The 26,775-nt window shown below is 61.9% G+C and carries 27 protein-coding genes; 9 read left to right on the forward strand and 18 right to left on the reverse strand.

What is annotated here, in order from left to right; genetic code table 11:
• The first annotated feature begins 91 nt into the window (after positions 1–91).
• Positions 92–1,282, forward strand: coding sequence for an acetyl-CoA C-acetyltransferase (locus tag AB4Z24_RS14620; RefSeq protein WP_441709318.1), 1,191 nt, complete (start codon positions 92–94; stop codon positions 1,280–1,282).
• A 94-nt stretch (positions 1,283–1,376) separates the two neighbouring features.
• Complete coding sequence (gene phbB, locus AB4Z24_RS14625; protein ID WP_441709320.1) at positions 1,377–2,105, forward strand: acetoacetyl-CoA reductase; 729 nt, start codon at positions 1,377–1,379, stop codon at positions 2,103–2,105.
• 113 nt (positions 2,106–2,218) lie between these two features.
• Here phbB and AB4Z24_RS14630 read toward each other — a convergent pair whose 3' ends face one another.
• From AB4Z24_RS14630 to gloB, 3 genes are all read right to left on the reverse strand, one after another.
• A complete protein-coding gene (locus tag AB4Z24_RS14630) occupies positions 2,219–4,207 on the reverse strand; it encodes an NYN domain-containing protein (protein WP_441709322.1) in 1,989 nt (662 codons plus the stop codon).
• A 207-nt stretch (positions 4,208–4,414) separates the two neighbouring features.
• Positions 4,415–4,864: a cupin domain-containing protein gene (locus AB4Z24_RS14635; protein WP_441709324.1), complete on the reverse strand. Its 450-nt coding sequence runs from the start codon at positions 4,862–4,864 to the stop codon at positions 4,415–4,417.
• A gap of 22 nt (positions 4,865–4,886) precedes the next feature.
• A complete protein-coding gene (gene gloB, locus AB4Z24_RS14640; protein WP_441709326.1) occupies positions 4,887–5,657 on the reverse strand; it encodes a hydroxyacylglutathione hydrolase in 771 nt (256 codons plus the stop codon).
• Positions 5,658–5,814: 157 nt separating this feature from the next.
• On the opposite strand from gloB, the gene AB4Z24_RS14645 reads away from it, so the two are divergent.
• The gene (locus AB4Z24_RS14645; RefSeq protein WP_441709328.1) at positions 5,815–6,555 is read left to right on the forward strand and encodes a methyltransferase domain-containing protein; all 741 of its coding nucleotides are present in this window, start codon (positions 5,815–5,817) and stop codon (positions 6,553–6,555) included.
• Here the strand turns inward: AB4Z24_RS14645 and metW are convergent.
• Positions 6,552–7,217, reverse strand: coding sequence for a methionine biosynthesis protein MetW (gene metW / locus AB4Z24_RS14650; protein ID WP_290995980.1), 666 nt, complete (start codon positions 7,215–7,217; stop codon positions 6,552–6,554). The two genes, AB4Z24_RS14645 and metW, sit on opposite strands and share 4 nt — an antisense overlap.
• Positions 7,214–8,416, reverse strand: coding sequence for a homoserine O-acetyltransferase MetX (gene metX, locus AB4Z24_RS14655; protein ID WP_441709330.1), 1,203 nt, complete (start codon positions 8,414–8,416; stop codon positions 7,214–7,216). Before metX ends, metW begins: the two co-directional genes overlap by 4 nt.
• A gap of 153 nt (positions 8,417–8,569) precedes the next feature.
• On the opposite strand from metX, the gene hisC reads away from it, so the two are divergent.
• Both hisC and AB4Z24_RS14665 read left to right on the forward strand, forming a co-directional pair.
• The gene (hisC, locus tag AB4Z24_RS14660) at positions 8,570–9,673 is read left to right on the forward strand and encodes a histidinol-phosphate transaminase (protein ID WP_441709332.1); all 1,104 of its coding nucleotides are present in this window, start codon (positions 8,570–8,572) and stop codon (positions 9,671–9,673) included.
• A 41-nt stretch (positions 9,674–9,714) separates the two neighbouring features.
• A complete protein-coding gene (locus AB4Z24_RS14665; RefSeq protein WP_441709463.1) occupies positions 9,715–10,641 on the forward strand; it encodes a prephenate/arogenate dehydrogenase family protein in 927 nt (308 codons plus the stop codon).
• A gap of 18 nt (positions 10,642–10,659) precedes the next feature.
• Here the strand turns inward: AB4Z24_RS14665 and AB4Z24_RS14670 are convergent, their stop codons facing one another.
• From AB4Z24_RS14670 to ftsE, 7 genes are all read right to left on the reverse strand, one after another.
• On the reverse strand, positions 10,660–11,082 hold the full coding sequence (locus AB4Z24_RS14670; RefSeq protein WP_441709334.1) for a hypothetical protein: 423 nt from the start codon (positions 11,080–11,082) through the stop codon (positions 10,660–10,662).
• Positions 11,083–11,363: 281 nt separating this feature from the next.
• Entirely contained in the window at positions 11,364–13,754 is a 2,391-nt protein-coding gene (locus tag AB4Z24_RS14675; protein WP_441709336.1) for an adenosylcobalamin-dependent ribonucleoside-diphosphate reductase, read from the reverse strand.
• Between the two features lie 179 nt (positions 13,755–13,933).
• A complete protein-coding gene (locus tag AB4Z24_RS14680; RefSeq protein WP_290995986.1) occupies positions 13,934–14,236 on the reverse strand; it encodes a hypothetical protein in 303 nt (100 codons plus the stop codon).
• A 148-nt stretch (positions 14,237–14,384) separates the two neighbouring features.
• Positions 14,385–15,197 (reverse strand): lysophospholipid acyltransferase family protein, encoded by an 813-nt coding sequence (locus tag AB4Z24_RS14685; protein ID WP_441709338.1) that lies wholly within the window; start codon positions 15,195–15,197, stop codon positions 14,385–14,387.
• On the reverse strand, positions 15,190–15,834 hold the full coding sequence (locus tag AB4Z24_RS14690; protein WP_441709340.1) for a YdcF family protein: 645 nt from the start codon (positions 15,832–15,834) through the stop codon (positions 15,190–15,192). Before AB4Z24_RS14690 ends, AB4Z24_RS14685 begins: the two co-directional genes overlap by 8 nt.
• A gap of 170 nt (positions 15,835–16,004) precedes the next feature.
• Entirely contained in the window at positions 16,005–17,117 is a 1,113-nt protein-coding gene (locus tag AB4Z24_RS14695) for a cell division protein FtsX (RefSeq protein WP_441709342.1), read from the reverse strand.
• Positions 17,101–17,757, reverse strand: coding sequence for a cell division ATP-binding protein FtsE (gene ftsE, locus AB4Z24_RS14700; protein ID WP_290995990.1), 657 nt, complete (start codon positions 17,755–17,757; stop codon positions 17,101–17,103). Before ftsE ends, AB4Z24_RS14695 begins: the two co-directional genes overlap by 17 nt.
• A 165-nt stretch (positions 17,758–17,922) precedes the next feature.
• Here ftsE and hpt point away from each other — a divergent pair, with 165 nt between their 5' ends.
• Together hpt and AB4Z24_RS14710 are read left to right on the forward strand one after the other, a co-directional pair.
• Entirely contained in the window at positions 17,923–18,465 is a 543-nt protein-coding gene (gene hpt, locus AB4Z24_RS14705; protein WP_441709344.1) for a hypoxanthine phosphoribosyltransferase, read from the forward strand.
• Between the two features lie 90 nt (positions 18,466–18,555).
• Complete coding sequence (locus tag AB4Z24_RS14710) at positions 18,556–18,918, forward strand: response regulator (protein WP_441709346.1); 363 nt, start codon at positions 18,556–18,558, stop codon at positions 18,916–18,918.
• Positions 18,919–19,013: 95 nt separating this feature from the next.
• Here the strand turns inward: AB4Z24_RS14710 and moaA are convergent, their stop codons facing one another.
• Positions 19,014–20,039, reverse strand: a complete 1,026-nt coding sequence (gene moaA / locus AB4Z24_RS14715; RefSeq protein ID WP_441709348.1) for a GTP 3',8-cyclase MoaA — start codon at positions 20,037–20,039, stop codon at positions 19,014–19,016.
• 121 nt (positions 20,040–20,160) lie between these two features.
• Here moaA and AB4Z24_RS14720 point away from each other — a divergent pair, with 121 nt between their 5' ends.
• Positions 20,161–20,286, forward strand: a complete 126-nt coding sequence (locus AB4Z24_RS14720; protein WP_441709350.1) for a hypothetical protein — start codon at positions 20,161–20,163, stop codon at positions 20,284–20,286.
• Here the strand turns inward: AB4Z24_RS14720 and mobB are convergent.
• Complete coding sequence (mobB, locus tag AB4Z24_RS14725) at positions 20,283–20,834, reverse strand: molybdopterin-guanine dinucleotide biosynthesis protein B (protein ID WP_441709352.1); 552 nt, start codon at positions 20,832–20,834, stop codon at positions 20,283–20,285. The genes AB4Z24_RS14720 and mobB overlap by 4 nt on opposite strands.
• 6 nt (positions 20,835–20,840) lie before the next feature.
• Positions 20,841–21,473: a molybdenum cofactor guanylyltransferase MobA gene (gene mobA / locus AB4Z24_RS14730; protein ID WP_441709465.1), complete on the reverse strand. Its 633-nt coding sequence runs from the start codon at positions 21,471–21,473 to the stop codon at positions 20,841–20,843.
• Between the two features lie 156 nt (positions 21,474–21,629).
• On the opposite strand from mobA, the gene AB4Z24_RS14735 reads away from it, so the two are divergent.
• Complete coding sequence (locus AB4Z24_RS14735; RefSeq protein ID WP_441709354.1) at positions 21,630–23,195, forward strand: P-loop NTPase; 1,566 nt, start codon at positions 21,630–21,632, stop codon at positions 23,193–23,195.
• A 210-nt stretch (positions 23,196–23,405) separates the two neighbouring features.
• Here AB4Z24_RS14735 and AB4Z24_RS14740 read toward each other — a convergent pair whose 3' ends face one another.
• From AB4Z24_RS14740 to AB4Z24_RS14750, 3 genes are all read right to left on the reverse strand, one after another.
• Positions 23,406–24,422 carry a S1C family serine protease gene (locus AB4Z24_RS14740; RefSeq protein ID WP_441709356.1) on the reverse strand — a complete coding sequence of 339 codons (1,017 nt, stop codon included), beginning with the start codon at positions 24,420–24,422 and terminating at the stop codon, positions 23,406–23,408.
• Positions 24,423–24,565: 143 nt separating this feature from the next.
• A complete protein-coding gene (locus AB4Z24_RS14745) occupies positions 24,566–26,512 on the reverse strand; it encodes an acyl CoA:acetate/3-ketoacid CoA transferase (RefSeq protein ID WP_441709357.1) in 1,947 nt (648 codons plus the stop codon).
• 20 nt (positions 26,513–26,532) lie between these two features.
• The gene (locus AB4Z24_RS14750) at positions 26,533–26,658 is read right to left on the reverse strand and encodes a hypothetical protein (protein ID WP_441709359.1); all 126 of its coding nucleotides are present in this window, start codon (positions 26,656–26,658) and stop codon (positions 26,533–26,535) included.
• Positions 26,659–26,775: the final 117 nt, after the last annotated feature.

Genomic DNA, 26,775 nt, shown 5'->3' on the forward strand with positions numbered 1-26,775 from the left:
TGCTGAATGAGGCCGTAATAACTGGCGCGCCGGCAGCGTGTTCGATAAATCTTAAGCAAAAGACAGACTTGTGCCCAGGGAGGGGCCGACAATGAGCCAGGACGCTTCGACAATCGTTATTGCGAGTGCGGCACGCACGCCGGTCGGTTCCTTCAACGGCACTTTGGCGTCACTGCCGGCTTCGAAGCTCGGAGAGATCGCAATCAAGGCAGCGCTTCAGCGCGCCAACGTACCGGCAGGCGATGTCTCTGAAGTTATTCTTGGTCAGGTTCTGACCGCAGCTCAAGGCCAGGGCCCGGCGCGGCAAGCATCGGTTGGTGCGGGAATTCCAGTGGACTCACCGGCCTGGAGCGTCAACCAAATCTGTGGTTCGGGTCTCCGCGCAGTTGCGCTCGGAATGCAGCAAATTCAAACGGGCGCTGCGTCGATCGTCGTCGCCGGCGGCCAGGAAAGCATGAGCCAGTCGACCCACGCAGCCCACATGCGCGACGGCACAAAGATGGGCGACATCAAGTTCATCGATACGATGGTGAAGGACGGCCTCTGGGACGCCTTCAATAATTATCACATGGGCACGACGGCCGAGAACGTCGCTCGCCAGTGGCAGATCACGCGCGAAGAGCAGGACAAGTTCGCCGTCGCCTCGCAGAACAAGGCCGAAGCTGCGCGGAAGGCCGGAAAGTTCAAGGACGAAATCACGCCCGTCACGATCAAGGGCAAGAAGGGCGACACCGTCGTCGAGCAGGACGAGTACATCAAGGACGGCGTGACCTACGACGGCATCGCCAAGCTGCGTCCGGCCTTCGATCCGAAGGAAGGCACCGTTACGGCTGCCAACGCCTCCGGCATCAACGATGGCGCCGCCGTCGTCGTGCTGATGACGGCGGAAGAAGCCAAGAAGCGCGGCATCACTCCGCTCGCCCGCATCGTTTCGTGGGCGACCACGGGCGTCGATCCCTCGATCATGGGCACCGGCCCGATCTCCGCTTCGAAGAAGGCGCTCGAGAAGGCCGGATGGACGATCCACGATCTTGATTTGATCGAAGCCAACGAGGCGTTCGCGGCGCAAGCGCTCGCGGTGAACAAGGGCCTCGGCTGGGATGCCGAAAAGGTCAACGTCAACGGCGGTGCGATCGCGATCGGTCATCCGATCGGCGCATCGGGCGCGCGCATCTTGAATACGCTCGTTTATGAAATGCAGCGCCGTGATGCCAAGAAGGGCCTCGCAACGCTGTGCATCGGCGGCGGTATGGGCGTCGCCATGTGCGTCGCGCGCGACTAAGCCTCTTCAATTCTTGAGCGCAGCCGCTCTTCGGAACGGCTGCGTCCTCCCATCCAATCACAAGCAGAAACAAAAAAATCCAGGAGATAATACTATGGCACGGGTTGCCCTCGTCACCGGAGGCACGCGCGGCATCGGCCACGCGATATCGATCGCACTTAAGAGCAAAGGCTACCGTGTTGCTGCGAGCTACGCCGGCAACGACGCTGCCGCGCAGGCATTCCAGGCCGAAACGGGCATCCCCGTCTACAAGTTCGATGTCGGCAACTACGAGGCGACGGAGAAAGCCGTCCAGCAGATCACGAAGGACGTCGGCCCCATCGATGTTCTCGTGAACAACGCCGGCATCACGCGCGACGTCATGTTCCACAAGATGACGAAGCAGCAGTGGGATGAAGTCATCGGAACGAACCTCAACGGCCTGTTCAACGTCACCCGTCAGGTTTGGGAAGGGATGCGCTCCAGAAAGTTCGGACGCGTCATCAACATCTCGTCGATCAACGGCCAGAAAGGCCAAATGGGACAGGTGAACTACTCGGCGTCGAAAGCCGGCGACATCGGGTTCACGAAGGCGTTGGCGCAGGAAGGCGCACGCGCCGGTATCACCGTCAACGTCATCTGCCCCGGCTACATTGCAACCGAGATGGTCAAGGCAGTCCCGCAGGACGTTCTCGAGAAGAGCATTCTTCCGCAAATTCCGGTCGGCCGTCTCGGCGAACCCGACGAGATCGCACGCTGCGTGGTGTTTCTCGCATCTGACGATGCTGGCTTCATCACCGGCTCGACGCTCACCGCAAACGGCGGCCAGTATCTCGCGGGCTGATCGGCCCTCGCGATCCCGGCGGCGCGTTCGCCGGTAACAACTCACGCACATGAAAAAGGCTCTGCCGGAAATCCGGTAGAGCCTTTTTGTTTGGCATTGCTGCGAGCGAAACGTCAGCCGCGGAAGCGCGATGTGACGATGCGCGGAAACTCCTCCTCGCTGTCGCCCTGGGCATGCGCATAGGCGTTGGTCGTGCGCCGCTCGGCATCCCGCTGCTGCTCGACCATCTGCTGCCGGCCCTCTTCGTTGTTCCACCACCGCTCGCTTGCGGGCGCGGAAGCCGCTGGCATCGGCGCAGACGTCTGCTGCTGCAACGCGGCCCCGGGAGCGGTACGCCCACCGTACGCCGGCTGCTGCCGCGCCGCCTGCTGCGGCTGAGGCGCGGAGAACCAGGCCTCGATCAGATCCAGTTCGTCGGCAGAGAGGCTGAGCCCCTGGCTACGGCAGCGCGCCACAACGAAGTTGCGGAACCGCCCCGCGAAGAGGCTCGCCGACGTTCCCTGCTCGAACCACGGATCGCTCTCGCTCACCACGTCGTAGATGAAACGCAGATCGTCGCGCTTGATGTCGAGGCCGAATTCACGCGCCCGTTGCGTAATGTTGACGAGCGTCTGCGCGCCCTGCAGACCGTTCGTCGAGATCTCTTGCGACATGACATCGAAGAGAACGCGATATTCTGCCGGAGCCAGCGCAGGAGCCTGGCAAGCCTCGTGGATCCGCGCGATCGACTGCTGGATCTGCGTGGCGTGATCGGCTCCGCGCGGTGCGGCGGTTGCCGGCGGCGGAGGCGTCTGCGAAGTCTGCGGCCGCGGCAATTCACGGCGTGGTTCGGGCTGATAGTTCGCCTGCTGAGGCGGCGGCGCGATTGGCTGCCGGCGTGGCGGCAACGCCGGAGCTGCCGCAGCCTGGGCGATCGAAGCTTGCGCGGCCGCCGGAGCAATGGCGGTGAGTTCCGGCATGCGTTGAGCCGGCATCGGCGGCGCCGGAGGCGCGGCAGGCGTCATCCGGTCGATGTAACGCGACGTGGGCATGGTCGCCGGATAGGCGTTCTGCGGCATGGCAGCGGGTGCGGCCGGCGAAGGCATCCGAGCCGGTGCCGACAACGCAGCCTGTTGCGGCTGCGGTTCGGCGCGCATCGGCTCAGGCTCAGGTTCGCGACGACGCGGCTCGGCAGCAGGCGGCGCCAGCTGCGGCGCGATCAGTCCGGACGCCGAGATGTGACGGTTGCCGTCGAATACCGTGTAGGGGGCCGTGTCGCTGAGATGGATGTCGTCCGGAAGATCGGCAAGAAGCAGATCGCGGAAGGAACCGTAACCGCCCCAGTTCGTGCCGACTGTCTTATCCCGGCCGATGACGCGCACCGCACGGTCGGCCAGCGTTTCGAGAGGCACGGCCTGCGGCGCAAGGCGCACGAATTCTACGACCTCAGCAACAATGGCTTTCCGTGCCGCCTCGACATCAATCACCGGAGCGGGGGCCGAAATCTCGCGCGGACTTTCGCCTGAAATCGCGCGGGCACCACTGGTCAGCAGCGTTATAAGGTTGGACTCGCGAATTTCGCCGTCGCTGATCGCCGTATAGGGCTGCGCGGTATGATCGTTTGCAAAAACGACCGTGCGGCGTGCGTGCGCGCGCAAGCGATGCAGCAGCGGTGTGAAGTCCGCGTCGCCCGACAGCAGGATGAACTCGTCGAAATACGTATCGTGATTGAGAATATCACGAACGTCCATCACGATGCGGATGTCGGCCGAATTCTTCAGCTGCGCCGTCAGCGGCGGGCAGTCGATGACCTCGAACCCGGCACGCAGGAAGTGATGGCGGATGAACGGGAACGAGTTCATGTCCGTCGAATTGTCGTGCGCATTGCGGCGGGGAACAGGATTGCCGTAGCAGCGGTTCATCGCGATGCGGCGCTCGCCGGGCAATGAATACGAGTTCGTCGACGTGATGAGTTCGCCGGACGCAATTCCTTGCAGCCACACAGCACTGTCTTTGGCGAAACGCTTCGCAGCGTCTTCGTTCTTACGTTTCAAAGATAGGTAGATGTTGTCGTAATCGACAAACACCGTAGATAGGACGGGTCCTGAGGACTCGCGTTTCATGGACTGCAACCCCCGTGAATCGGAACATGATTCGCCGTCACTGTTGACGAGTCGAAGGCCTCCAGCAAGAAGCGCCACCTAACTGCCGGAGGAAAGAGGCAATTAACCCGTGGATGGAAGGCCATCGCGCCACGGCTCCGGAAAACGCAGTTGGGGACGACGTGTGGATTGTTGGCGAAAGGCTTTCTGCTGTTGCAGCTTCGCCGCTCAATCGACGGATGGCGGCGCGTCCGGAGAGAAATCCGGCGCCGTCAGAATGAAGCCTTCGAACATGAAGGCCGGTGCCACGGTGCATCCGACCAGCGTCCATTTTCCAAGGCTGCGTGCCTGCTGCCAATGACCGGCAGGAACGACGGCTTGGGGTCGTTCGCCATCGCCGAGGTCGGCGCCGAGACGAATGCGCGTGATAGGGCCGCCCGTCGGCGACACTTCGAGCAATAAGGGATCGCCCGCATAGAAGTGCCAGGCCTCCGCTGCGTCCACCGCGTGCCAGTGCGAGCGTTCGCCGGCCTTCAGAAGAAAGTAGATGGCGGTTGAAGCTCCGCGCGTTCCAGGCTCGGCCGCATCGCGAAACGTCTCGCGGAAATGTCCCCCCTCCGGATGCGGAGAAAGGCCGAGCATTTCGATCACATCGTCGCCGGAGAGATCTCGCTTCAAAGGATCCTCCTCGGGCGGCCGGTCAGGCCTTGTTCTTCAACTGGCGGAGGCGCGCAAACACTTCCCAATCCGGCGCGCCGAGCATCCCGAGACGAGCTTGGATCGCACGCGATCCTGGCCTCAGGAACGGATTGGTTGCCCGTTCGACGTCGATCGTGGTCGGCAGCGTCGCCCGTCCGGCCGCGCGCATGGCTTCGACCTCGGCCACCCGTTTTTTCAGCGCATCGTTTTCCGGTTCGATGGTCAGCGCGAAGCGGGCGTTGTTGAGCGTATACTCATGGCCGCAATAAATCCGGGTATCGCCGGGCAAGCCCGCGATTTTCGAGACCGACTCCCACATTGTCTCTGGGTCGCCCTCGAAAATGCGCCCGCATCCGAGCGAAAAGAGCGTGTCCCCGGTGAAGGCCAGTCCATCCTTCGGGAAGTAGTACGTGACGTGGCCGAGCGTGTGGCCCGGTGTTTCGAGAACTTCGACCGGGTGACCGGCAAATTCGAGTTTGCTTCCCGCCTTTACGACGCGCGTCAGCCCCGGAATGCGGTCCGCCTCAGCTTCCGGACCCGTCACGCTCGCGCCGTAGTGCGCCTTGAGTTCGGTAATACCGGCCGTGTGATCGGTGTGATGATGCGTTATGAAGAGGTGATTGAGCCGCCAGCCCCGTTCGGCCAAGGCGGACTTGATCGCGGCTCCGCAAGGCGCGTCGATGACGGCCGTTTCGCCGGTTTCCGGCTCGTGCAGAAGAACGCTGTAATTATCCGCCAGGCACGGCAGTAGAACGATATCGAGAGCTCCCATGGCGGGGACTTTGGTTGGACGCGTCTGCCGTGTCAAACGTAACGAAACGACGCAGAGAAGTGGAGGGTTTTGCGAGCTCGGGCTGTCTCTGTCGCCCCGGATCGTTTAGAGACAGACCCGGTAGAACCGATTTTTTTCAATCCTGGTAAGCGCCAAGATGCCTCTCGACGCAAAGACCTTGAGAGATTTCTACAGAACCCCCCTAGGCCGGGTGGTTCGGCGGCAGCTTGCGACGGCCATACGCTTGCGCTGGAACCGGGTGAACGGCTTGACCGTCGCCGGCGTCGGGTTCGCCTCGCCGTTCCTCGGCACCTTCCGGACCGAAGCAGCCCGCCTTGCCTGCTTGATGCCGGCCCGGCAGGGGGCAATCGTCTGGCCTCGGGCAGGCCACTGTCACTCGGTTCTCGTCACGGAGAACCAATGGCCATTGCCTGACAATTCGGTTGATCGGCTCCTGGCCGTCCATTGCCTGGAGCAGGCCGAGCGCGCCGGACCCTTGCTCCGCGAGATGTGGCGGGTGCTGAAGCCGGACGGCCGGGCGCTGTTCGTCGTTCCCAATCGCCGGGGTCTCTGGTCGCGCATCGACCGGACGCCCTTCGGACATGGCCTGCCGTTCAGCCGCGGGCAGCTCGAAACCCAGCTCACCGACGCGCTCTTCACGCCCGTCGATTGGGGTGAGGCGCTCTATTTTCCGCCCGTCAACCAGCGCCTGTTGCTGCGCGTCGCGAACCCGTTGGAGCGTTTCGGATCGAGTATGTCGATCGGCGTCGCAGGCGTCATCTTGGTCGAGGCGAAGAAGGAAGTTATGGCGCCCGTCGGCACCGGCAAGCGGATCGCTCAACCCGCAAGTCTTAAACCGGTGGAGACGCGCAGCACGACCGGCGTCCGCCGCTTCTAGCGATTGGCGGGGGGTAGCCCCGGGCCGCGCAATAGAAACACGGCCTTTTCCCCGAACATGTTCTGCATCGACAGCGACCATTTGATCGGCAGGCGCGCACCATAGGCGTTGAATGCGACCGCCTGCTCGACGTTCGCATGTACAAGTTCGCAGAGATCGGCGAAATCGCGGATCGTGCAGAGATGCGCGTTGGGCGTCAGATACCACTGGTCCGGCAGGTTATCGTTGACCGGCATGCGGCCGGAAAAAAGCAGCTTCGTGCGCACCTGCCAGTGACCGAAGTTCGGGAACGAAACGATGGCCCGGCGCCCGATCCGGAGCAAATTCTCGAGCACGTTTTTAGGCTGCCGCGTCGCCTGGATCGTGAGTGAAAGAATGGCGTAGTCGAAGGCCTGATCGGGGTAATTGTCGAGATCGCGATCGGCGTCACCCTGAATGACTGAAAGGCCGTGCGCCACGCACGCGTTGACCTTGTCGCGCTGCAGTTCGACGCCGCGTCCGTCAACGCCCTTGCGCTCGGATAAGAGCTGCAGAAGCTCGCCGTCGCCACAGCCGACATCGAGAACCCGCGAGCCCGCTTCCACCATTTCGGCGATCAGCACATGGTCGACACGCGGGACTTTCGGTCCGCCAACGATTTTTCCGAGATCGGGAGCGTTCATTTCCGCGCCTCCGCCGCGCCGAGGCCGCGCTTCGTTGCGGCGGCATTGAGGAAGCCGCGGATCGTCGCGAAAAACGTCGGCTCTTCGAGAAGAAACGCGTCGTGGCCCTTATCGCTCTCGATCTCGACGAACGAGACGTTGGCGGCAACCGCGTTCAGCGCCTGCACGATTTCGCGGCTCTCGCGCGTCGGATATAGCCAGTCCGAGGTAAACGACACGACGCAGAAACGCGTCCGCGTGCCGCGAAACGCATTGGCGAGAACACCGCCTGCGCCTTCGCGCATGTCGAAGTAATCCAGAGCGCGCGTGATGTAGAGATAGCTGTTGGCATCGAAGCGATCGACGAACGTCGATCCCTGATGACGCAGATAGCTCTCGACTTGGAACTCGGCGTTGAACGAGAACGACAGCGACGACCGGTCCTGCAAGTTCCGGCCGAATTTTCGATGCAGCGCTTCTTCCGAAAGGTACGTGATGTGCGCGGCCATGCGCGCAACCGCGAGACCATTCTTCGGCACGGTTCCCGCAGCGTAATAGTTGCCGCCCGACCATTCGGGATCGGCCATGACCGCCTGTCTGCCGACCTCGTGAAACGCGATGTTCTGAGAGGAATGCCAAGCCGCCGTCGCAATCGGCACGGCCGCGAACACGCGATCCTTGTAGCGCGACGCCCACTCGAGAACCTGCATGCCGCCCATCGAGCCGCCGATCACCGCGAACAGCTGGTCGATGCCCAGATAGTCGATGAGGCGCGCCTGCGCCTCGACCATGTCGCCAACCGTGATGACCGGAAAGGTGAGGCCGTAGGGAGCGCCCGTCTTCGGGTTGATCGATGCCGGACCGGTCGAGCCCATGCAGCCGCCAACGACGTTCGAGCAGATGACATAGAACCGGTCTGTGTCGATCGGCTTCCCCGGACCGACCATGCTATTCCACCACCCTGGCTTGCCGGTGATGGGGTGGCGGCTCGCGACGTACTGATCGGCGGTTAACGCGTGGCAGATCAAAATTGCGTTGGATTTCGCCGCATTGAGTTCGCCATAGGTCTCATAGGCGATGGAAAACGGCGCCAGATCCTGCTGGCAGGCAAGGCGGAGCGGCGCACTAGCGTCGAAATGCACGACCGGGCTCGACGGCGTATCCACCTGGGGATGCCGCAGTGAGACAGGGGCAACAAGATTGGGCGAGGCGCCAGTCATCGGTTCGGTTCGATGTCCCAGGAGCTAAACGGGTAGGGCGGGCTTGCTAGGCTGGCCGCAGATAAAGTCAACTTTAAACTTTGATTTCAAGTGGTGAAGACCCTATCAATGCGCCCGAAATCGACAAGACCGTTCAAGAATTCGAGATAATATATGGTGGTTACTGCGCCGATTGCACGTCCTGGCATCCTGGACATTGCCGCTTACATCCCCGGCGAAAGCAAGGCGGGCGGCGTTTTGCCCCCCGTCAAGCTATCATCGAACGAGACACCTCTTGGGGCGAGCCCTGCGGCAATCGCGGCCTTCAAGATGGCGGCGGGCGAGCTGGAGCGCTATCCGGACGGTCAGGCGACCTTGCTTCGCGATGCCATCGCCCGGCGTTATGGCCTCGACGCACGCCGCATTGTCTGCGGATCGGGCTCGGACGAGCTCCTGGGCCTCTTGGCGCGCGGCTACCTCGGTCCCGGCGACGAGGCCATCTACACCGCGCACGGCTTCCTCGTTTACCGCATCGCGATTCTGACGAACGGCGCGACGCCGGTCGTGGCGCCCGAACGCGACCTGAAGACGGACGTCGATGCGATTCTCAGAGCCGTCACGCCGAAGACCCGCGTCGTCTTTATCGCCAACCCGAACAACCCGACGGGCACATACATCCCGATCGAGGAAATACGCCGCCTGCGCGCCGGCCTCCGCGGCGACATCCTGCTCGTACTCGATGCCGCTTATTCCGAGTACGTCAGCAAGAACGATTACGAAGCCGGGCTCGAGCTCGTCGCCACGACCGCCAACACGGTCATGACGCGCACGTTCTCGAAAATCTATGGGCTCGCCGCACTCCGTATCGGTTGGGCCTATTGCCCGCCGGAGGTCGCCGACGTGCTCAATCGCATCCGTGGCCCCTTCAATCTGTCGTCTCCGGCGATTGCCGCAGGCGCCGCCGCGATCGAGGACATCGAGCACACGGAGCGCGCCAGGCTTCACAACGATAAATGGCTGCCATGGGTCGTGGGTGAACTCGAGAAGCTCGGTCTCAACGTGACGCCGAGCGTTGCGAACTTCGTGCTGATCCACTTCGACGGCATCGGCGGCAAGACCGCATCCGAAGCTGACGAGTTCCTGAAAGCCAACGGCATCATCGTGCGCAAAGTCGGTGCTTACGGCTTCCCGAACGCGCTCCGCATGACGATCGGCTCCGAGAACGACAACAAGCGCGTCATCGAAGCGCTCGCCCGTTACCTGAAGGGCGCGGCTTGATGGCCAAACCGGAAAGTACAAACGTGAGCACGGCCAAGCCGATGTTCAAGCGTCTGGCGCTGATCGGCATTGGCCTCATCGGCTCGTCGATCAGCCATGCAGCGCGCCGCGCTGGGCTCGTCGGCGACATCGTCGGCTGCGCGCTTGCACCCGAGACGCGTGCCAGGGCAGAAGAACTCGGCCTCGTCCGAAAGGCATACGCTGATCCAATTGACGCCGTGAAAGGCGCTGATCTCGTCATCCTCTGCACGCCCGTCGGCGCCTACAAGAAAATTGCAGAAGCGATCGGACCGCACCTCGAACCGGGAGCGATCGTCTCTGACGTCGGCTCGGTGAAGGCCGCACCCATCAACGACATTGCGCCGCACATTCCAGCGGGCGTTCACTTCATAGCAGGACATCCGATCGCGGGAACCGAGCAATCAGGCCCTGACGCAGGCTTTGCCGAACTCTTCGACGGACGCTGGTGCATCCTGACACCGGGCGACACAGCTGATCCCGCAGCGCTCGCAAAACTGGAAGAGTTCTGGCGGAAGCTCGGCTCGAACGTCGAGATCATGACGCCCGAGCATCACGACATGGTGCTCGCGATCACGAGCCACGTCCCGCACTTGATCGCCTACAACATCGTCAATACGGCAGCCCATCTCGAGCGCGTGACGGACAGCGAGGTCATCAAATTCTCGGCCGGCGGCTTTCGCGATTTCACGCGCATCGCCGCTTCCGATCCGGTGATGTGGCGCGACGTCTTTTTGAACAACAAAGACGCCGTACTCGAAATGCTCGGCCGCTTCGCGGAAGATCTCACCGCTTTGCAACGCGCCATCCGTTTTGCTGACGGCGACACGCTGCAACGTCTCTTCACCGAAGCGCGCGCGATCCGGCGCGGGATCATTCAGGCAGGGCAGGATACGGCGCAGCCCGACTTCGGCCGGTCCCCCGCTCGCGCAAAAGATAGCTCGAAGTGAATTTGCGGCGCTCGGCGTTTAAGCCGAGTGCGGTTCCATCAGGAACTGCGCGGTGATGAGATCGGCCTCGACCGCTTCTGCTTCCTGCGATGAGGATGCGAGCAGGTGCACGTGAACTTCATCGGCGCCGAGCGCTGCCGAATGCTGGCGGATCTCCGCGAGGTTCTGCGTCGGGCAGCGGTTGGCGAGACGGCCGATCGCGAGAACCGTACGCCGTGAGCGGTCGCTCCGGCGGACGAGAATGTAGTTGGCGTCTTCCAACGTCGGGCAGTCGAAGAGGCTGTAGACGGTGTGCACGTAGCGTTTGCCCGACGCGCCGGTCCAGAAATGAAATCTCGGCGGAGCTTCAGGAAGCGGTGTTCCCAGGTTCGCCAGCGGAGCGGGTTCGGCCGCCTGCCGGTTAGCTCGGAACGCAGCAAGCTGAATAATTTCGGCACTCATAACGCACACCCCTTATCGGCGACACTTGCCGATGACTGTCTTTGCAACAGTGATACCCGCCCGGCCGTGAGGAATGGTGAACTTTGGTCCGAAAATTTGACGCGATTGCCTCATCCGCGCCCCGATGGTCAATGAAGTGTTGAGAACGGAGCGGATTGCAAACACTCCGTCCGAGTATGCGCGGTTCATCGGCGCAAACGTCAACGCGCGTTAGCGATTTGAGGCGTGGCGGGGCCGCAAGAAGAGATTGCGGCTGCTTCGGTATTGTTAATTGCCGGAGATCAGCCGCACCGCGAATAATCGCAATTGGCGCACGTCCAGCAGCCTTCGATATGCCTTAAAGCCCGATCTCCGCATTTGGGACAAATGCGGGCCGTGGCGAGCGCGGAAACGTGCTCCTGCGGTCCGAGAGCCCCGTCCCCGGAGATCCGCTGCACCGCGGCGATAGGCTGGCGTTTCGAAGTGTCGTCGCGGACCTCGTCGTCACGGGTGAGAAACCCGATGTGAATCATATGCTGTTCGATGACGTCGCCGATGGCCGCCAAGAGGCTCGGAACGTAACGCCCGCCCATCCAGCGCCCACCCTCGGGATCAAAAACCGCCTTTAACTCTTCGGCAACGAACGTGACGTCGCCGCCGCGGCGGAACACGGCGCTGATCATGCGCGTCAGCGCGACTGTCCAGGCGTAGTGCTCGAGGTTCTTCGTGTTGATGAAGATCTCGAACGGGCGCCGCCGTCCATCGCGGATGATGTCATTGATCGTCACGTAAAGCGCATGCGTGCTCGCCGGCCATTTGATCTTGTAGGTGACGCCTTCGAGCGCCGCATCGCGCTCGAGCGGCTTCGTCATATAGACGACATCGCCCGACTTCGCCGGATCTTCGAGCACTCTGGGCATCGATGCCTGCCGAGCGGCCGGAATCTCGCCGGGCGGAACCTCGGCTTCGACTGGGCCATCGCTCGAACGCGAGAGAACGGCACCAGTAATCGCATTGGGCCGGTAGGTCGTGCAGCCTTTGAGACCGAGATCAAAAGCTTCCGCATAAATGTCTTCGAACTGCTCGAAGGAAATGTTCTCAGGGCAATTGATCGTTTTCGAAATCGCGCTGTCGACGTAGGGCTGCAGCGCTGCCTGCATCGCGATGTGCTGGACGGGCGAAAGCGTATCGGCGGTGACGAACRCTTCCGGTAATGCCGCGCCTTCTCCCGATAGCGATCGAAATTTGCGGTAGGCGTAATCCTCGACTGTTTCTTCGGTCGCCGTTTGTCCAGATTGGAGGACGCGGCGCCGGTAGACGAAATCGAAAACGGGCTCGATGCCGCTCGATACGTTACCTGCGAGAAGAGAGATCGTCCCTGTCGGAGCGATCGAAGTGATGCAGCCGTTGCGGATGCCGTGCGCCGCAATCGCCTCGCGCACGTCGGCGTCGAGCCGCAACACGTTCGGACGCGCGCCAAAAGCCTCCGCATCGTAAAGCGGAAACGCACCCTTCTCGGCGGCAAGAGCGGCGCTGGCGCGATAGGCGGCATTCTGAATTGCCGCCATCCATTCGGCGGCCTTTTCGCGCGCTGCTGGACTGCCGTAAGGAAGTCCGAGAAAAATCAGAGCATCCGCCAGCCCCGTGATGCCGAGACCGATGCGGCGCTTCGCACGCGCTTCCTGCGCCTGCGCTTCGAGGGGATAGCGTGAAATATCGATGATGTTGTCGAGAAAGCGGACAGCCGTTGAGACGCGCGCTTCGAGCTTGTTGCGGTCGATGCCGGCCGCAGGCGTAAAGGCATGTTCGACGAGGCGCGCAAGATTGATCGATCCCAGAAGGCACGCGCCATAGGGAGGAAGCGGTTGCTCGCCGCACGGGTTCGTCGCCGAGATCGTCTCGCAATATTCGAGATTGTTGGCGGCATTCACCCGGTCGATGAAGATGACGCCCGGCTCCGCGTAATCGTAGGTCGCGCGCATGATCTTGTCCCAAAGCGCGCGCGCTTCGACCGTCTTATAGACCTTGCCTTCGAAAACGAGATCCCACGAGGCGCCACGCTTGACGGCGCTCATGAACGCATCGGTCACCAGAACAGAAAGGTTGAAATTCCTGAGCCGTAGCGCGTCCGCCTTCGCCGCGATGAATGCCTCGATATCGGGATGATCGCACCGGAGCGTCGCCATCATCGCACCGCGCCTCTGACCAGCCGACATGATCGTCCGGCACATCGCGTCCCAGACGTCCATGAAGCTGACGGGCCCCGAGGCGTCCGCGCCAATGCTTTTGACAGGCGCGCCCTGCGGCCGAAGCGTCGAGAAATCATGACCGATGCCGCCGCCCGCCTGCATCGTCAGCGCCGCCTCTTTGACGTTCTCGAAAATGCTGGAAAGGTCGTCGTCGATCCGGCCCAGAACGAAGCAGTTGAAAAGGGTGACGTTTCTGTCGGTGCCGGCGCCCGCGAGGATGCGCCCTGCCGGCTGAAAGCCGAAGTCGGCCACCGCATCGTAAAAGGCGCTGGCCCACGCCTCTCGGCTATCGGGCTTCTCGACCGAAGCCGCAGCGTTCGCAATCCGCCGGAAGGTGTCCTCCAACGTCTTGTCGGCCGCTGCGGAGGACGATCCGGCAAAGCGGTATTTACGCCGCCAAATAGCGTCGGAAATGGCTGGCAAATCTGACAAAATCGCGCTCATCAAGGTGCCCGGAATATAGGAACGCAAACCCCGTTTTCAAATTGCGTTCACTATATGTTCTTAGCAACCTGCTGTCAATCGCGATGCACGTTGCAGCCAGAAAAATGCCGCCTGCCTGAGCGCCCGGGGTGACCCGAACGACAAGCAGACGGCACTGACGTCTTCGGAAATCTGCGCTCTCAGAGCTTGCAGAGCGTCGCTTCGCCCTTGCACTGCCAGCCGATAGTTCCGGCGCTGCACTTGTAATGGCGCGGACCGAACGAATAGCCGGGCGTGCCGTTGCCGGATACCCAGGTGAAATAGATGCTCCAATCGGTCGCCTGCAGCAGGGCGGCATCGACCTGGAAGTGCGCGAGCTGCTCGCTGAGGGCGACGCCTTCGGCGGCTTTCTTGAAACAGCTTTTGGCTTCTGCTGGCGCGGCTGCCATGGCAGCGCCTCCGACGGCGAGAACGGCCCACATCAATCGGGCGGCAGTGCGCATTTGGACGTCTCCATGCTTGGAAATGTACGAGAACTCGACCGTGCCATATCGGCGAGGCGTCCGCGTACAACAAACCATGGCCGCGATGCGGATTTCCGCGGCGTAGCGGCATCCGGACATCATCCGCATCCGGAAAACCTGGAAAACGTCAACCGGCGTGCGTGCCCCGATAGGCCAGTGCAAGCGGTGGCGGAGAGGGACTTCTCGCGGCTTCTTCGATCAGCCGCGTGCTCGCCGCCTCGATCGCAGATTCGATACGCGAACGAAATTCAGCACGCGGTAATCCGGGTGGTAGCGGCGGCAAAAACTCGACGACGATCGTTCCGGGATATCGCCAGAGGCTCCGGCGTGGCCAGAAGAGACCCGAGTTCAGGGCAAGTGGAACAGTGACGACGCCGAGGGCCTCGTAAAGGGCGACGTAACCCGGCTTATAATCGGGGGGCGCGCCCGGTACTGTACGCGTGCCTTCCGGAAAGATGACGACCTCGCGATTGATGCTGATGCGCTGCCGCGCGTCACGGATCATCGACTTCAGCGCCGCCGAAGCCTTCTCGCGTTTGACGAGAATGTGCTCGAACTTCACGCAGAACCAGCCGTAGAACGGAATCCACTTCAGCTCGTCCTTGAGCACGATCGCCGGATCGCGAAAGAGCGAAATGAGGCCGAAGGTGTCCCACGCCGACTGATGCTTGGAGATGACCAGACATCCCGTCTTCGGCAAATTCTCGTGGCCGCGAACTTCGAGCTTGGTCCCGCAGATCAAATCGAGCAGCCAGACGCAGGTTCGCCCATGCACCTCAAGCCCCTTCATCGCCCACGGGCGCGGCCCGATCAGCAGCCATGAGCCGAGCACGAGATAAAGCGCGGTGACGACGTAAAAGACGACGAAATAAATAAGCGACCGCGCGATGACCAGCGCGCTTGGCCGGGGCAAGGTTTGGTCCATTGTGCTGTCAGCCATCGACGCGCTTCTGCGGCATGATCGCGACCGATTGCCCGTCATGCCAGTCGATGACGCGCTGCGCGGTGAGACGCGCGACGGCCGGAAGAAATTTCAGATATTCGGAAAGCAGCACCCTCGTCGTCGCAACGTGTAGCCACCAGGCGGTTTCCGGAAAGCGTTTCGGTGTGACCGCGTAGGGAAGCAGCGTGACGCCCGGCATGACGAGAGCGAGCTCAGCGAGGCTGCGCGGCATGTGATAGCGTGACGTCACGATTATGAGCTTCGTATAGCTGTTCGTATTGGCCCACGTTCGCGTCTCATCGGCATTCCCGACCGTATCGAGCGCTTCGTATCCGAGATCGACGCAGCAATTGAAAAGCTGACTGTCGATTTTGACGATGCGCTGCATCTCTTCGCGGCTGACTTTGCGGTTCACTCCCGAGATGAGCATCCGCTTCGCGCGGCCTTCGCTCATCAGCTTCGCGCCGGCTTCGATCCGGTTGTCGCCGCCCGTCAGAACCACGATGCCGTCCGCCTTGTCGAGGTTGGCGGCATCGTCCCGGGTGACCGAAACCGCAAACAGCACGAAGCCAAATGCCAACGCGGCAGCGCCGAGCGTCAGCAAGAGAACCAGCGCGTGAGAGATCTTCTTCATTCGCGGGATGTACTTGTTCGTGTCGCCTGTCTGTCAGTGGCTCAGCGGGACGAAGTGTAACCGATTTGAACCGGTCACGCAGCCTCCCCGCCGTTCAGTCACGGCGTTGCCCTACACGAAATCACGCGCGTTGGCACGCGGCTGGGAGCGAGATTTTTCGGCAGTGGCCGTTAGTGTTGCCCATTCAGAATGCGATAGACGCCGACGCGGGATGTGACCATACAGAGCCCGGCTATGGTTACGACGACAAATCCCAGAATGACGTAGCCGAGTGCATCGAGCGCCCCCGTACCGATCAGGCGTTGCATCTCGACGGCGCTTACGGCCCCCCCGCCCAGCAATTCAGTAATCGCTGGCATACAAATGAAAACCAGCATGGCACAGCTCGCGCCGACGATGCCGGCCTTGATCCCGAGCCTCAAGAAGTGTTTCTCGAATTCGCGGGCAATGAACCTATCGGTAGCGCCGACAAAATGCAGAACCTCGACGATCTCGCGGTTCGAGGCCATGGCGCTGCGCGTCGCCGACACGATGATAGCGGTGGTTGCCGCGCCGACGAGTACAAGGATCGCAAGCCCTCCCAACGCCAGCGATCGCGTGACGGCCCGGATCTGCGCCTGCCAGCGCCGATGGTCGTCGAGCGAAGCGCCTTTGAAATCCCGTCCGAGAGCAGATCCGATTTCGGCGAGATCCGGCGGGTCGGTCCGGTTGACCTCGACCGCCACCAGACGCGGCACCGGAAGCGACTTCAGCGCATCGGCCGAACCGAGCCAAGGCTGCAGAAGCGCCGCCGATTGATCGAGGCTCAAGGCGTTGACGCTCGCAACGCCCCGCTGTTTCTTCAGATAGGCCACGACGTCCGCGACGACTTTGTCGATGTCGCCATTTTCTTGCGGAGTGACCTGAACCGTAACCTCGCTCGCGATATCGTTGAGCCAGGCGTCGGAGGATTCCTTGATCATCCAGACCGCGCCTGAGGTGAGGCACGCGAGGAAGCACATGATGCCGATGACCAGCGTCAGCGACCGGCCGGTGACCGAGCCCGGCGGCACGACCGGAGCCGTCACTTTCATTTTGCGCGCCCGGTCGCTGTCACGCGCGGGAGGCTTCAGATTGCGTTGCGGATCTTCCGCCGTCACCGTCTGTTCAGCGTCGCCATACTGCGGCGGATAGCCCCCCGTGCGCGCGGTCACGCCCGTGGTCGGCTCGTCATAGGGATCGTAGGCCGGCAGCGGCATTGCCGGCTCGACACGCCCGGGAAAGCGGCTAGATGATCCGGACATGGCCCTTGTGCACCTCAATGCGCGGCGCTTTGAACTGCCGCATCAGCTGATGATCGTGCGTCGCAATTACGACGGAGGTGCCGAGCCTGTTCAACTCGACGAACAGCCGGAGAAGGCGCCGGGCCATCTGCGGATCGACGTTTCCTGTCGGTTCGTCGGCGAGGAGAACTTCCGGCTTGCCGATGACCGCCCGGGCAATGGCCGCGCGTTGCTTCTCGCCGCCCGACAGCACGGATGGATTAACATACATCCGGTCGCCCAGCCCAACCCATTGCAACAGGTCCGTGACGTCCTCCCGGTAGTCGGACGGCTTCTTGCCGATCACCTGTAGCGGCAGCGCGACATTCTCCCAGACCGTCAAATGGTCGAGCAGCCGGAAATCCTGAAAGACGATGCCGATGCGCCGCCGCATTTGGGCGCGCTTCTGCGGCCGGACTTTCGTGACATCTTCGCCGAACATGCGGATTTCCCCGCGGTTCGGATGCAGCGACATGAACATCAGCCGGAGCAGCGATGACTTACCCGCCCCGGATTCCCCATGCAAAAAGTGAAAGGAACCTGGCCGCAGATGGAACGTCACATCCTGCAGCACCTCAGGCCCTCTGTCGTATTTCAGTCCGACATTCGTCAAGCGAATCAAGAGGTATTTGCCTTGACAGTGGATATTCGAAGCACTTTGCGAAGCCCGCAACGTATAGACACGTCGCAGACACAATGATCAATCGATTACGATTGTGGCGCGGTCGTGTACACAGGATCCTTCAGGGTCCAGCCCGACGATCGCCCTGAACGACAGGATGTTCAAATGCCCGATTCAAACGCCAAGCTGACGATCGAAACAATTTTTTCTGCTGAGGATATTGGCGCTCGTCTCCGGGTCCTTGCCGCCGAAATCGCGGCCAAAGCCCCCCAGAACCTTCTGGTTGTGCCTGTTCTCAAGGGCAGTTTCGTCTTCGCCGCCGATCTGTTGCGGGCCCTTTATGCCGCTGGCCTTGCGCCGGAAGTCGATTTCCTGACGCTTTCAAGCTACCGGAAAAGCCGGGAATCGTCGGGTCAAGTGACGATTCTGCGCGATTTGGATCTCGATGTTCAGAACCGGCACGTCATTCTGATCGACGATGTTCTCGATTCCGGCCGTACGCTGGCTTTTGCCAAGGATTTGATTTCGGCCCGCGGCGCGACGCGCATCGAAACGTGCGTATTGCTCGACAAGAAGGCACCGCGCGCCGTATCGATCGAACCGGACTATTGTGCTTTCGAATGCCCGAACGTGTTTGTCGTCGGTTACGGCATGGACGTCGCGCACCGGTACAGGGAGCTGCCTTTCGTAGGCCGCCTCGTCGACTAGACTGGAATGACGGGTTCTTTCCGCGCATGACGGCCGGCTCGCGGAACGCGAGTCGTCATGCGCAATACAAGAGGGGGAGGGGCGGTAGAAATGGCGATGATCCTGCTCGCAGACGACGATGCTGCGGTTCGTGACCTCGTGAGACGGGCTCTGAGCTCTGATGGCCATACCGTCCACGTCACACAGGACGGCGTCGAGGCGCTGGAGTCGCTTAGCGCCAACGGCGTCGCCTTCGATATCCTGATCACTGACGTTGATATGCCCCAGCTCGACGGCATCTCCCTCGCCGAGAAGGCGCTCATCATGAAGCCCGCGCTCGCCGTTATCTTGATGTCGGGCTTCACGGACCAGCTGGAGCGCGCCGCCCGTCTCAGGGTGCGCCGCCTGCTGTCGATCTCGAAGCCTTTCACACTCGACCAGATCAAGCAGGTCGTGAAAAGCGTATTGTCTTAGGACACGCTAACTCCTGGAGAACACTGAACGTCATCCCGGTGAAGGCCGGGATCCACGCAAGCTTCAGCGTGTGAGATGGCGAGGCGATTGCGCGATTAACCGCCGGTCACGCTCATATGGCGGGCAACCGAAGGTTTCTTCGTTCGCCTGTCGATGACGAAGTCGTGGCCCTTGGGCTTCCGCGAGATGGCTTCGACGATGGCGGCGTCGAGCAGCGTGTCTTCCGGAGATGCCCGGAGCGGAGCCCGAAGGTCCGCATCGTCTTCCTGGCCGAGGCACATATAGAGCTGACCCGTGCACGTCACGCGCACGCGGTTGCAGCTTTCACAGAAATTGTGCGTGAGCGGCGTGATGAAGCCGAGCCGGCCGCCCGTCTCCTTGACGGTCACGTAGCGGGCAGGTCCACCCGTCCGATAAGGAATGTCCTGGAGCGTCAGCCGGTCCATCAACCGGGCGCGCACGATCGACAACGGCAGATATTGATCCGTCCTGTCTTCGCCGATGTCGCCGAGCGGCATCGTCTCGATCAAGGTGAGATCGGCCCCGCGGCCATGCGCGAACCGGATGAGACCCTCGATCTCGTCTTCGTTGATGCCCTTGAGGGCAACGGCATTGAATTTGACGCGAATGCCGGCCGCTTCGGCCGCATCGACGCCGCGCAGAACATTCGCGAGATCGCCCCAGCGTGTCACCGCCTTGAACTTCACCGGATCGAGCGTGTCGAGCGAAACGTTGATCCGCCGCACGCCAGCTGAATAAAGCTCGCTTGCATACTTCTCGAGCTGGCTGGCATTCGTCGTGAGCGTCAGCTCTTCGAGTGCGCCGGTTTCGAGATGCCGCCCGAGAGCCCGGAAGAGCCAAAGGATGTTGCGGCGCACCAAAGGTTCGCCTCCGGTAATGCGCAACTTCTTCACGCCCTGCCGGATGAAGACCGCGCACAGCCGGTCGAGTTCCTCGAGCGTCAGCAGATCGCGCTTCGGCAGGAACGTCATGTGTTCGGTCATGCAGTAAACGCAGCGAAAATCGCACCGGTCCGTCACGGACACGCGCAGATATTCGATCGCCCGGCCAAAGGGATCGATCAGCGGTTGTTCGGTCTTATGGGCAGGCTCGCCCAGCATGCGAAGATCTCCGGAAGACGCCTGAGACGTTTCATATCGTACCTCCGGGCGTCAAGGGCAAGCTCGGCCCTCGCGTCAGGGTGTCTTAGATCGTATTAATACAATCTGGCGGGAGGGAAAAATGAAAAGTCCAACGGCTTACTTCGTGCTCGGCTTTGTCACGGCATCCGTGCTCTGGCTGCTCGTTTTTGCCTTTTTGAATGCCGAGCTGCTGCGCACGTTTACCAGCTTTAGCGGCCATTCCTAGGCCCGCTGCCTGACCTTGTTGAACGGGCCGAGCGTCCTGACGATTAGCGCCGCGATGCCGTCGATATCGTTGAGATCGAATACGGGCTTGCCGTGCGCATCGACCTCGTAGTCGGCCGCGATAGCGAGAACGAGCGGGTCGGTCGGGGCCAGCAGCTTCTCCGGCGCGACCGCCGCACGCCGGACCTCAATCTTTGGAATGTTGGCCGCCTTATAGCCTTCGACGAGGATGATGTCCGACGGATTGAGCCGGCTTGCGACCACCTCGAGCGCAGGCTCGCCTGCGGTTTCGATTTCTTCGATCACCGCAACACGCGAGCCTGAGACGATCGCCGTTTCCGCAGCCCCGGCCGCACGATGCCGCGCCGTATCGCTTCCCGGCATGTCGATATCGAATTTGTGGTGCGTATGCTTGATCGTCGCGACCCGCAGCCCTTCGCCTGAAAAGTGCCTCGTCAGCTTTTCGATCAGCGTGGTTTTGCCTGAATTCGACCAACCGGCGACGCCGAAGAGCGGCAACGATGGTGTCTGCCGAAACGCTTTGCCCAAGGTTTGTTATCCTTCTGTGGGTCCGGCGAAGAGAGCGCGGGCGGTTGAAAGATCGTCAGGCGTATTGATGTTGAAAAAAGGATCGACTTTCGCGTCCCGAATGTCGCGCATCGGGAAGGCGACCGCAACAGCCTTGAGCTTGGCCGCGAGCTTATCGACACTCAAGGCACGGGCGTTGAGAGCTTCCGCAATTGTCGGCCGCGTGCTCATCGGCCAAATCGCGATTGTCGGATGACGCCGATCGCCCGACGTCGCTATCGCAACACCGTTCGCCCTGTCGGCGTCGAGCCGCGCCACGACGTCGTTGGGCAAGAACGGAACGTCAGCGGAAACCGTAGCGATCGCGGTGCAGTCCGGCGCATGCTGCACTGCCCAATCCATCACTGCCAGAAGACCGCTGAGGGGACCAAGCTCCGGATTTTCATCATCCGAGACGGTCACGAGGCCGTATTCCGCGAACCGCCCCGGATCGCCATTGATGTTGAGAATGAGCCGCCCGACCTGCGGGCGAAACTGCGCAATGACCCGCGCGAGGATCGTTTGTCCTCCGAGATCGGCAAATCCCTTGTCGCCGCCGCCGAAGCGCCGCGAGCGGCCTCCCGCGAGAATGACGCCGAGGATCTGATTGGAAGTGGGCATGCGCAACGATTAGGGTTCTCGCCGAAAGTCTGCAAGTCGCGGAAATATTTGAGCCCCGGCGGTTTAGCCGCCACAATGGTCCTTTCCACTCAAGCCGCCCGGACTTATATCGCGCGGATGGAAAGCGGCGCTGCTTTGGCGCCCCGGGAGACGCTCATGCCAGTCGATAAGACACAGGTGCTTGCCGCCCTGCGTCGGGTCAAAGGTCCTGACCTTGAAAGCAACATCGTAGATCTTGGCCTCGTGTCCGAGATATTCATCAAGGATGACCATCCGTATTTTTCGATCACGATTCCAGCGAGCCGCGCGGAAGAGCTGGAACAGCTGCGGCTCGCAGCTGAGAAAGTCGTGGCGGATATCGCGGGTGTCGCCGGCGTGACGGCCGTGCTGACCGCCGAAGCGGAAGCGGGAAAATCGCGGCCAGCGCCGCCGCCACCGCGCGCCCCCGCCGGAGCGATCAAGGCCATGTCCGGTCCGCGCGCTGAGCATCCGCGCGTGCAGGAGGCGCGTGCCAAGGGCGCGACGGGCGATGCTGCGGGTCCGCGTCAGGCAGCAGCTGCTGGAGCCAACCCCGCCGCGAAAGCCCAGAACATTCCAGGGGTCAAACACATCATCGCCGTCGCCTCCGGCAAAGGCGGCGTCGGCAAATCGACGGTCGCCGTCAATCTCGCGCTTGGCCTCCAGGCGATCGGCATGAAGGTCGGTATTGTCGATGCCGATATCTATGGGCCATCGCAGCCGCGTCTGCTCGGCATCACCGGAAAGCCACAGGTTGCGAACGGCAAGGTCATCAAGCCTCTCGAAGGCTGGGGCCTGAAAGTCATGTCGATGGGCTTCCTCGTCGATGAAGGAACACCCGTCGTCTGGCGCGGACCGATGGTCGTCTCGGCGCTGGGACAGATGCTGCGCGATACCGATTGGGCAGGCACCGCCGGCGATCTCGATGTTCTCATCATCGATATGCCGCCCGGCACCGGCGACGTGCAGTTGACGATCTCGCAGAGCGTTCCGCTTTCCGGCGCCGTGATCGTCTCGACGCCGCAAGATCTCGCGCTGATCGACGCCCGCAAAGGCATCGCGATGTTCAAGCGTGTCGAGGTCCCGATCCTCGGCATCATCGAGAACATGAGCTATTTCCTTTGCCCGAAGTGCGGCGAGCGCTCGGATGTGTTCGGCCATGGCGGAGCCCGCGACGAAGCGGCGAAGTTCGGCGTGCCGTTCCTCGGCGAAGTGCCGCTGCACATGGACATCCGCGAGACGTCCGATAGCGGCAAGCCCGTGACGGTTGCCGCGCCCGAGAGCGTTCACGCGGGTATTTTCCGCGAATTGGCGGCGCGCACTTGGACTGAGGTCGAGCGTGCGAAGGGAACACTGACCCCGCCACCCGTTCTCGAAATCGCTGACGGCGGCAAGCTTCTGAAAGCGGCATTCCCCGACGGCCGCTCGTTCGATCTGCCGGCCGAATTCCTGCGAGTCGTCAGTCCTTCCGCCGAAGTGCAAGGCCACTCGCCCGCGCAGCGCATCACGGTGCCGCGGAAGAAGCACGTCAAGATCACAGGCCTTAGTCCGATCGGCAATTACGCGACGCGCATCGCCTTTGATGACGGCCACAACACTGGGCTCTTCACATGGGGTTATCTCCACCTCATCGGCCGCGAAAAGGAAACGCGCTGGGGTGAATATCTCGAAGAGCTCGCCGCCAAAGGACTGACGCGCGAGTAATGTCATCCTCGGGCTTGTCTCGAGGATGACAGACTCTATTGGCGCTCATACCCTCTCCTTGCATGAGAGGGTCAGGGCGAGGGGTAAGCCACCCCTCATCCGGCCTTCGGCCACCTTCTCCCGTTGGGAGAAGGAAGTAATTTTCACGTCTCCTCTCCCGGAACGGGAGAGGATGCCCGAAGGGCAGGTGAGGGACTTGAAGCGGGATTTTTAGCTCCGCTCCTCCGGCACGATCGAGAACTCGAGCTTCTCTCCAGCCCGCAAGATCGTGACGATCGTCTTCTGGGCGATGCGGCCAGCGTCGAGAACGCGCGCAACGTCATCGACGCCAGCGATCGCTACGCCGTCGAGCGCGATCAGGATATCGCCAGCCATTAGACCCGCCGCCTCCGCTGGGCCATTGTTCTGCACGCTGCGAATGCCGATGGCGCCCGCCTGCGTGAGGCCAAGCGCGCGTCGAATGCGCTGCGGCAACACGACGTGCTCGGCGACGATGCCCATCACGCCACGCCGCACGCGGCCATGGCTCAGGATCTGAGTCAGCACGTATTCGGCCGTATTCGACGCGACGGCGAAGCAAAGCCCCTGCGCACCCATGATGGTCGCAGTGTTGATGCCGATCACATGCCCCGAAGAATTGACGAGCGGACCGCCGGAGTTTCCGGGATTGAGAGCCGCATCCGTCTGGATCACGTCGTCGATCAGGCGGCCGTTCTCGGCGCGAAGCGAACGCCCGACCGCGCTGATGATGCCGGCCGTCACCGTCGATTGAAAGCCGAGCGGGTTGCCGATGGCGATCGCGATCTGGCCAGGACGCAGTTTTTTGGAATCCGCCAGACGCGCGAATTTCAGCCGCTCCGTCGTCTCTGCCCGCAACACCGCGATGTCCGTGTCCGGATCGCGCCCGATGAGCCGCGCGCCAAAACGCTGGCCGTCGCCTTGCGCAACCGAAATCGATTGCGCGCCGTCGATGACGTGATTGTTCGTGAGAATGATGCCGTCAGGCGAAACGATGACGCCGCTGCCGGACCCTTGCCCCGTACGGCCGCCGCGCGAGCTGCGAACCTGAACATGCACGACGGCAGGCGATACCGCATCGACGACATCGACCACGGCGTTGCTGTAGGCATCCATGAGCGCGGTGTCATCGCGCTGAACGCCGTCCTGGCGAGCGCCGTCGCGTTCGATGCCGCTATCGTCGAGAACCCGGAAAAAGCTGTGTTCCATGTTGCACCCGAGGAATTGAGGTCGCGAACAAATGGCGACGAGCCTCATTTCCATCAAGTGCCGCACAGCACTGCGGCGCATTCCAGGCATGCGTCACCGTTCGGCCAAACTTGCCGCCGAACGGATGTTCCGCTGACTGACTGCTACTCCGCCGCCGCTTGCTGCCGCAGGAAATCGTAAGCCTCGGTCGCGTTGGCGAAAACGTGCGTATCGAGGCCGCGCCGCCTCAGCGCTTCCAGCAGCTTCTGCCGGGTAAGCGCGCTCGTCGCATAGCGGGCGGAGCGTCCATAGTGGTGTTTCGTGACATAAGCGACCATGTCGGCGTATTCGTCGTAGAGATCTTCCGCGATCCGGCAACTGGCCTGATTGATCATGATGTTGACGCGGCTGCCGATCCCCTCGCAGGCCTCGACGATCACCTTCTTGAGGTCCGCAATGTCGGCCTTCTTGCGTACGCTCCAGCCTTCGAGATTGAGGACGAGGATCTTCTGCTGGGTGTCGAAGCTGACGCGATCTTTGAGATTCTGGTTCAGGAGATCGGCAAGCAGATCCATCGGCTGATCGACGAAGATCCGCGGATTCATCGTCACCGGCGAGTGGATATGCGGCTTGAACGCCATATGGGCGAGGATATCGCGGTCGATGTCGATGCCCGGCGCCACCTCGATGAGCTCGAGACCGTGATCGGTGAGCTGGAAGACGCAGCGCTCGGTGACATAGATGACGGGCTGCGCCTTCTGCGCCGCGTACTTGCCGGAGAACGTCACCTGCTCGACCTGCTTCACGAATTTGCGCGCGCGGCCTTCTTTGATAATGCGCAGCTTGCCGTCCTCGATTGCGACCTCGAGACCACCGGCGGTGAACGTGCCGGCGAAAACGACCGCCCGCGCGTTTTGCGAGATATCGATGAACCCACCGCAGCCGTTGAGCTTGCCGCCGAACTTGCTGGTGTTGACGTTGCCGAGGCTGTCGCATTCCGCCATGCCGAGGCACGTGAGATCGAGACCGCCGCCGTGATAGAAGTCGAACATCTGGTTTTGGTCGAGGATCGAGTGCGCATTCGCCGATGAGCCGAAGCTCGATCCGCCAGCAAGCACGCCGCCGACCGCGCCGGCTTCCGTCGTCATGACGAGGTACGGCGTGACCTTCTCTTCGTTGGCGACGTTGGCAACGCCGTCTGGCGCGCCGACGCCGAGATTGATGACGCCGTTCGGCGGCAGCTCGAACGACGCGCGGCGTGCGATGATCTTGCGTTCGTCGAGTTCCATCGTCGGCAGGCTGTCGACTGTCACGCGAACTTCGCCCGCAAGACCCGGGTCGTACATGACGCCGTAGTTCATGCGGTGCATCTCGGGCGGATCGGCGACGACGACGCAATCGACGAGGATGCCTGGAACCTTCACGTCCTTGGGCTTGATCGAGCCCTCCGCGACGATGCGCTCGACCTGCGCGATGACGATGCCGCCGTTGTTGTGAGCGGCCATGGCCTGCGCCAGCACGTCGAGCGTCAGCGCTTCCCGTTCCATGCTGAGGTTGCCGAGCGGATCGGCGCTCGTCGCACGGATGAGCGCGACGTTGATGGGGGTCGCCTTATAGAACAGCCACTCCTTGCCATCGACCTCGACGAGCTTGACGAGATCCTCTTTCGTCTTCGTGTTGACCTTGCCGCCACCGAGGCGCGGATCGACGTACGTATGGAGACCCACGCGGGTGAAAAGACCGGGGCTGCCGGATGCGCAGCTGCGATAAAGTTTGGAGATGACGCCCTGGGGAAGGTTGTAGCCCTGGATCTTGTCGTCCTGTGCCGCCTGCGCGACCTTGGGCATCCGACCGAAGTTCGCCGCGATCACGCGCTTCAGCAGGCCTTCGTGATGGAGCCGGCCGGTGCCGAGCCCTTTGCTGTCGCCGGCGCCCGCGCACATGATCAGGGTCAGATCGCGCGGAGCACCCGTTTCGACGAAGCGCTTTTCCAGAGCCGCATGCAGGGCTTCTGGAATGCAGCTCTGGACAAACCCCGTTGTCGTGACGACGGCGTTATCGCCGATGCGTGCGATGGCTTCGTCCGCCGAAATGACCTTGCTCGTAGTCATGCGATGCGTTTCCCCGAGAGTCACAGTTCCGGCTTCGGCGAGACGTCGAGCGGTCCCTGCAGAGCCGTGCTGTTGTTTGTTTTATATTCGGATACCGGATTGGTGGCCGGACCGCCATTCGCGCATAGCTCAGCTCGAATGGGCATGCACCACTCAAGGGGGTAATCAGCCCCTATCCGAGGGGGAACGCGTGGCTTATGCCGCACCTTATTGCACATGAGACCTGCGAAAGGCGCACGGCGGAAAGGTTGCCGGGTGATCGT

The sequence above is a fragment of the Hyphomicrobium sp. 2TAF46 genome, assembly GCF_052114865.1.
Lineage (GTDB): Bacteria > Pseudomonadota > Alphaproteobacteria > Rhizobiales > Hyphomicrobiaceae > Hyphomicrobium_B.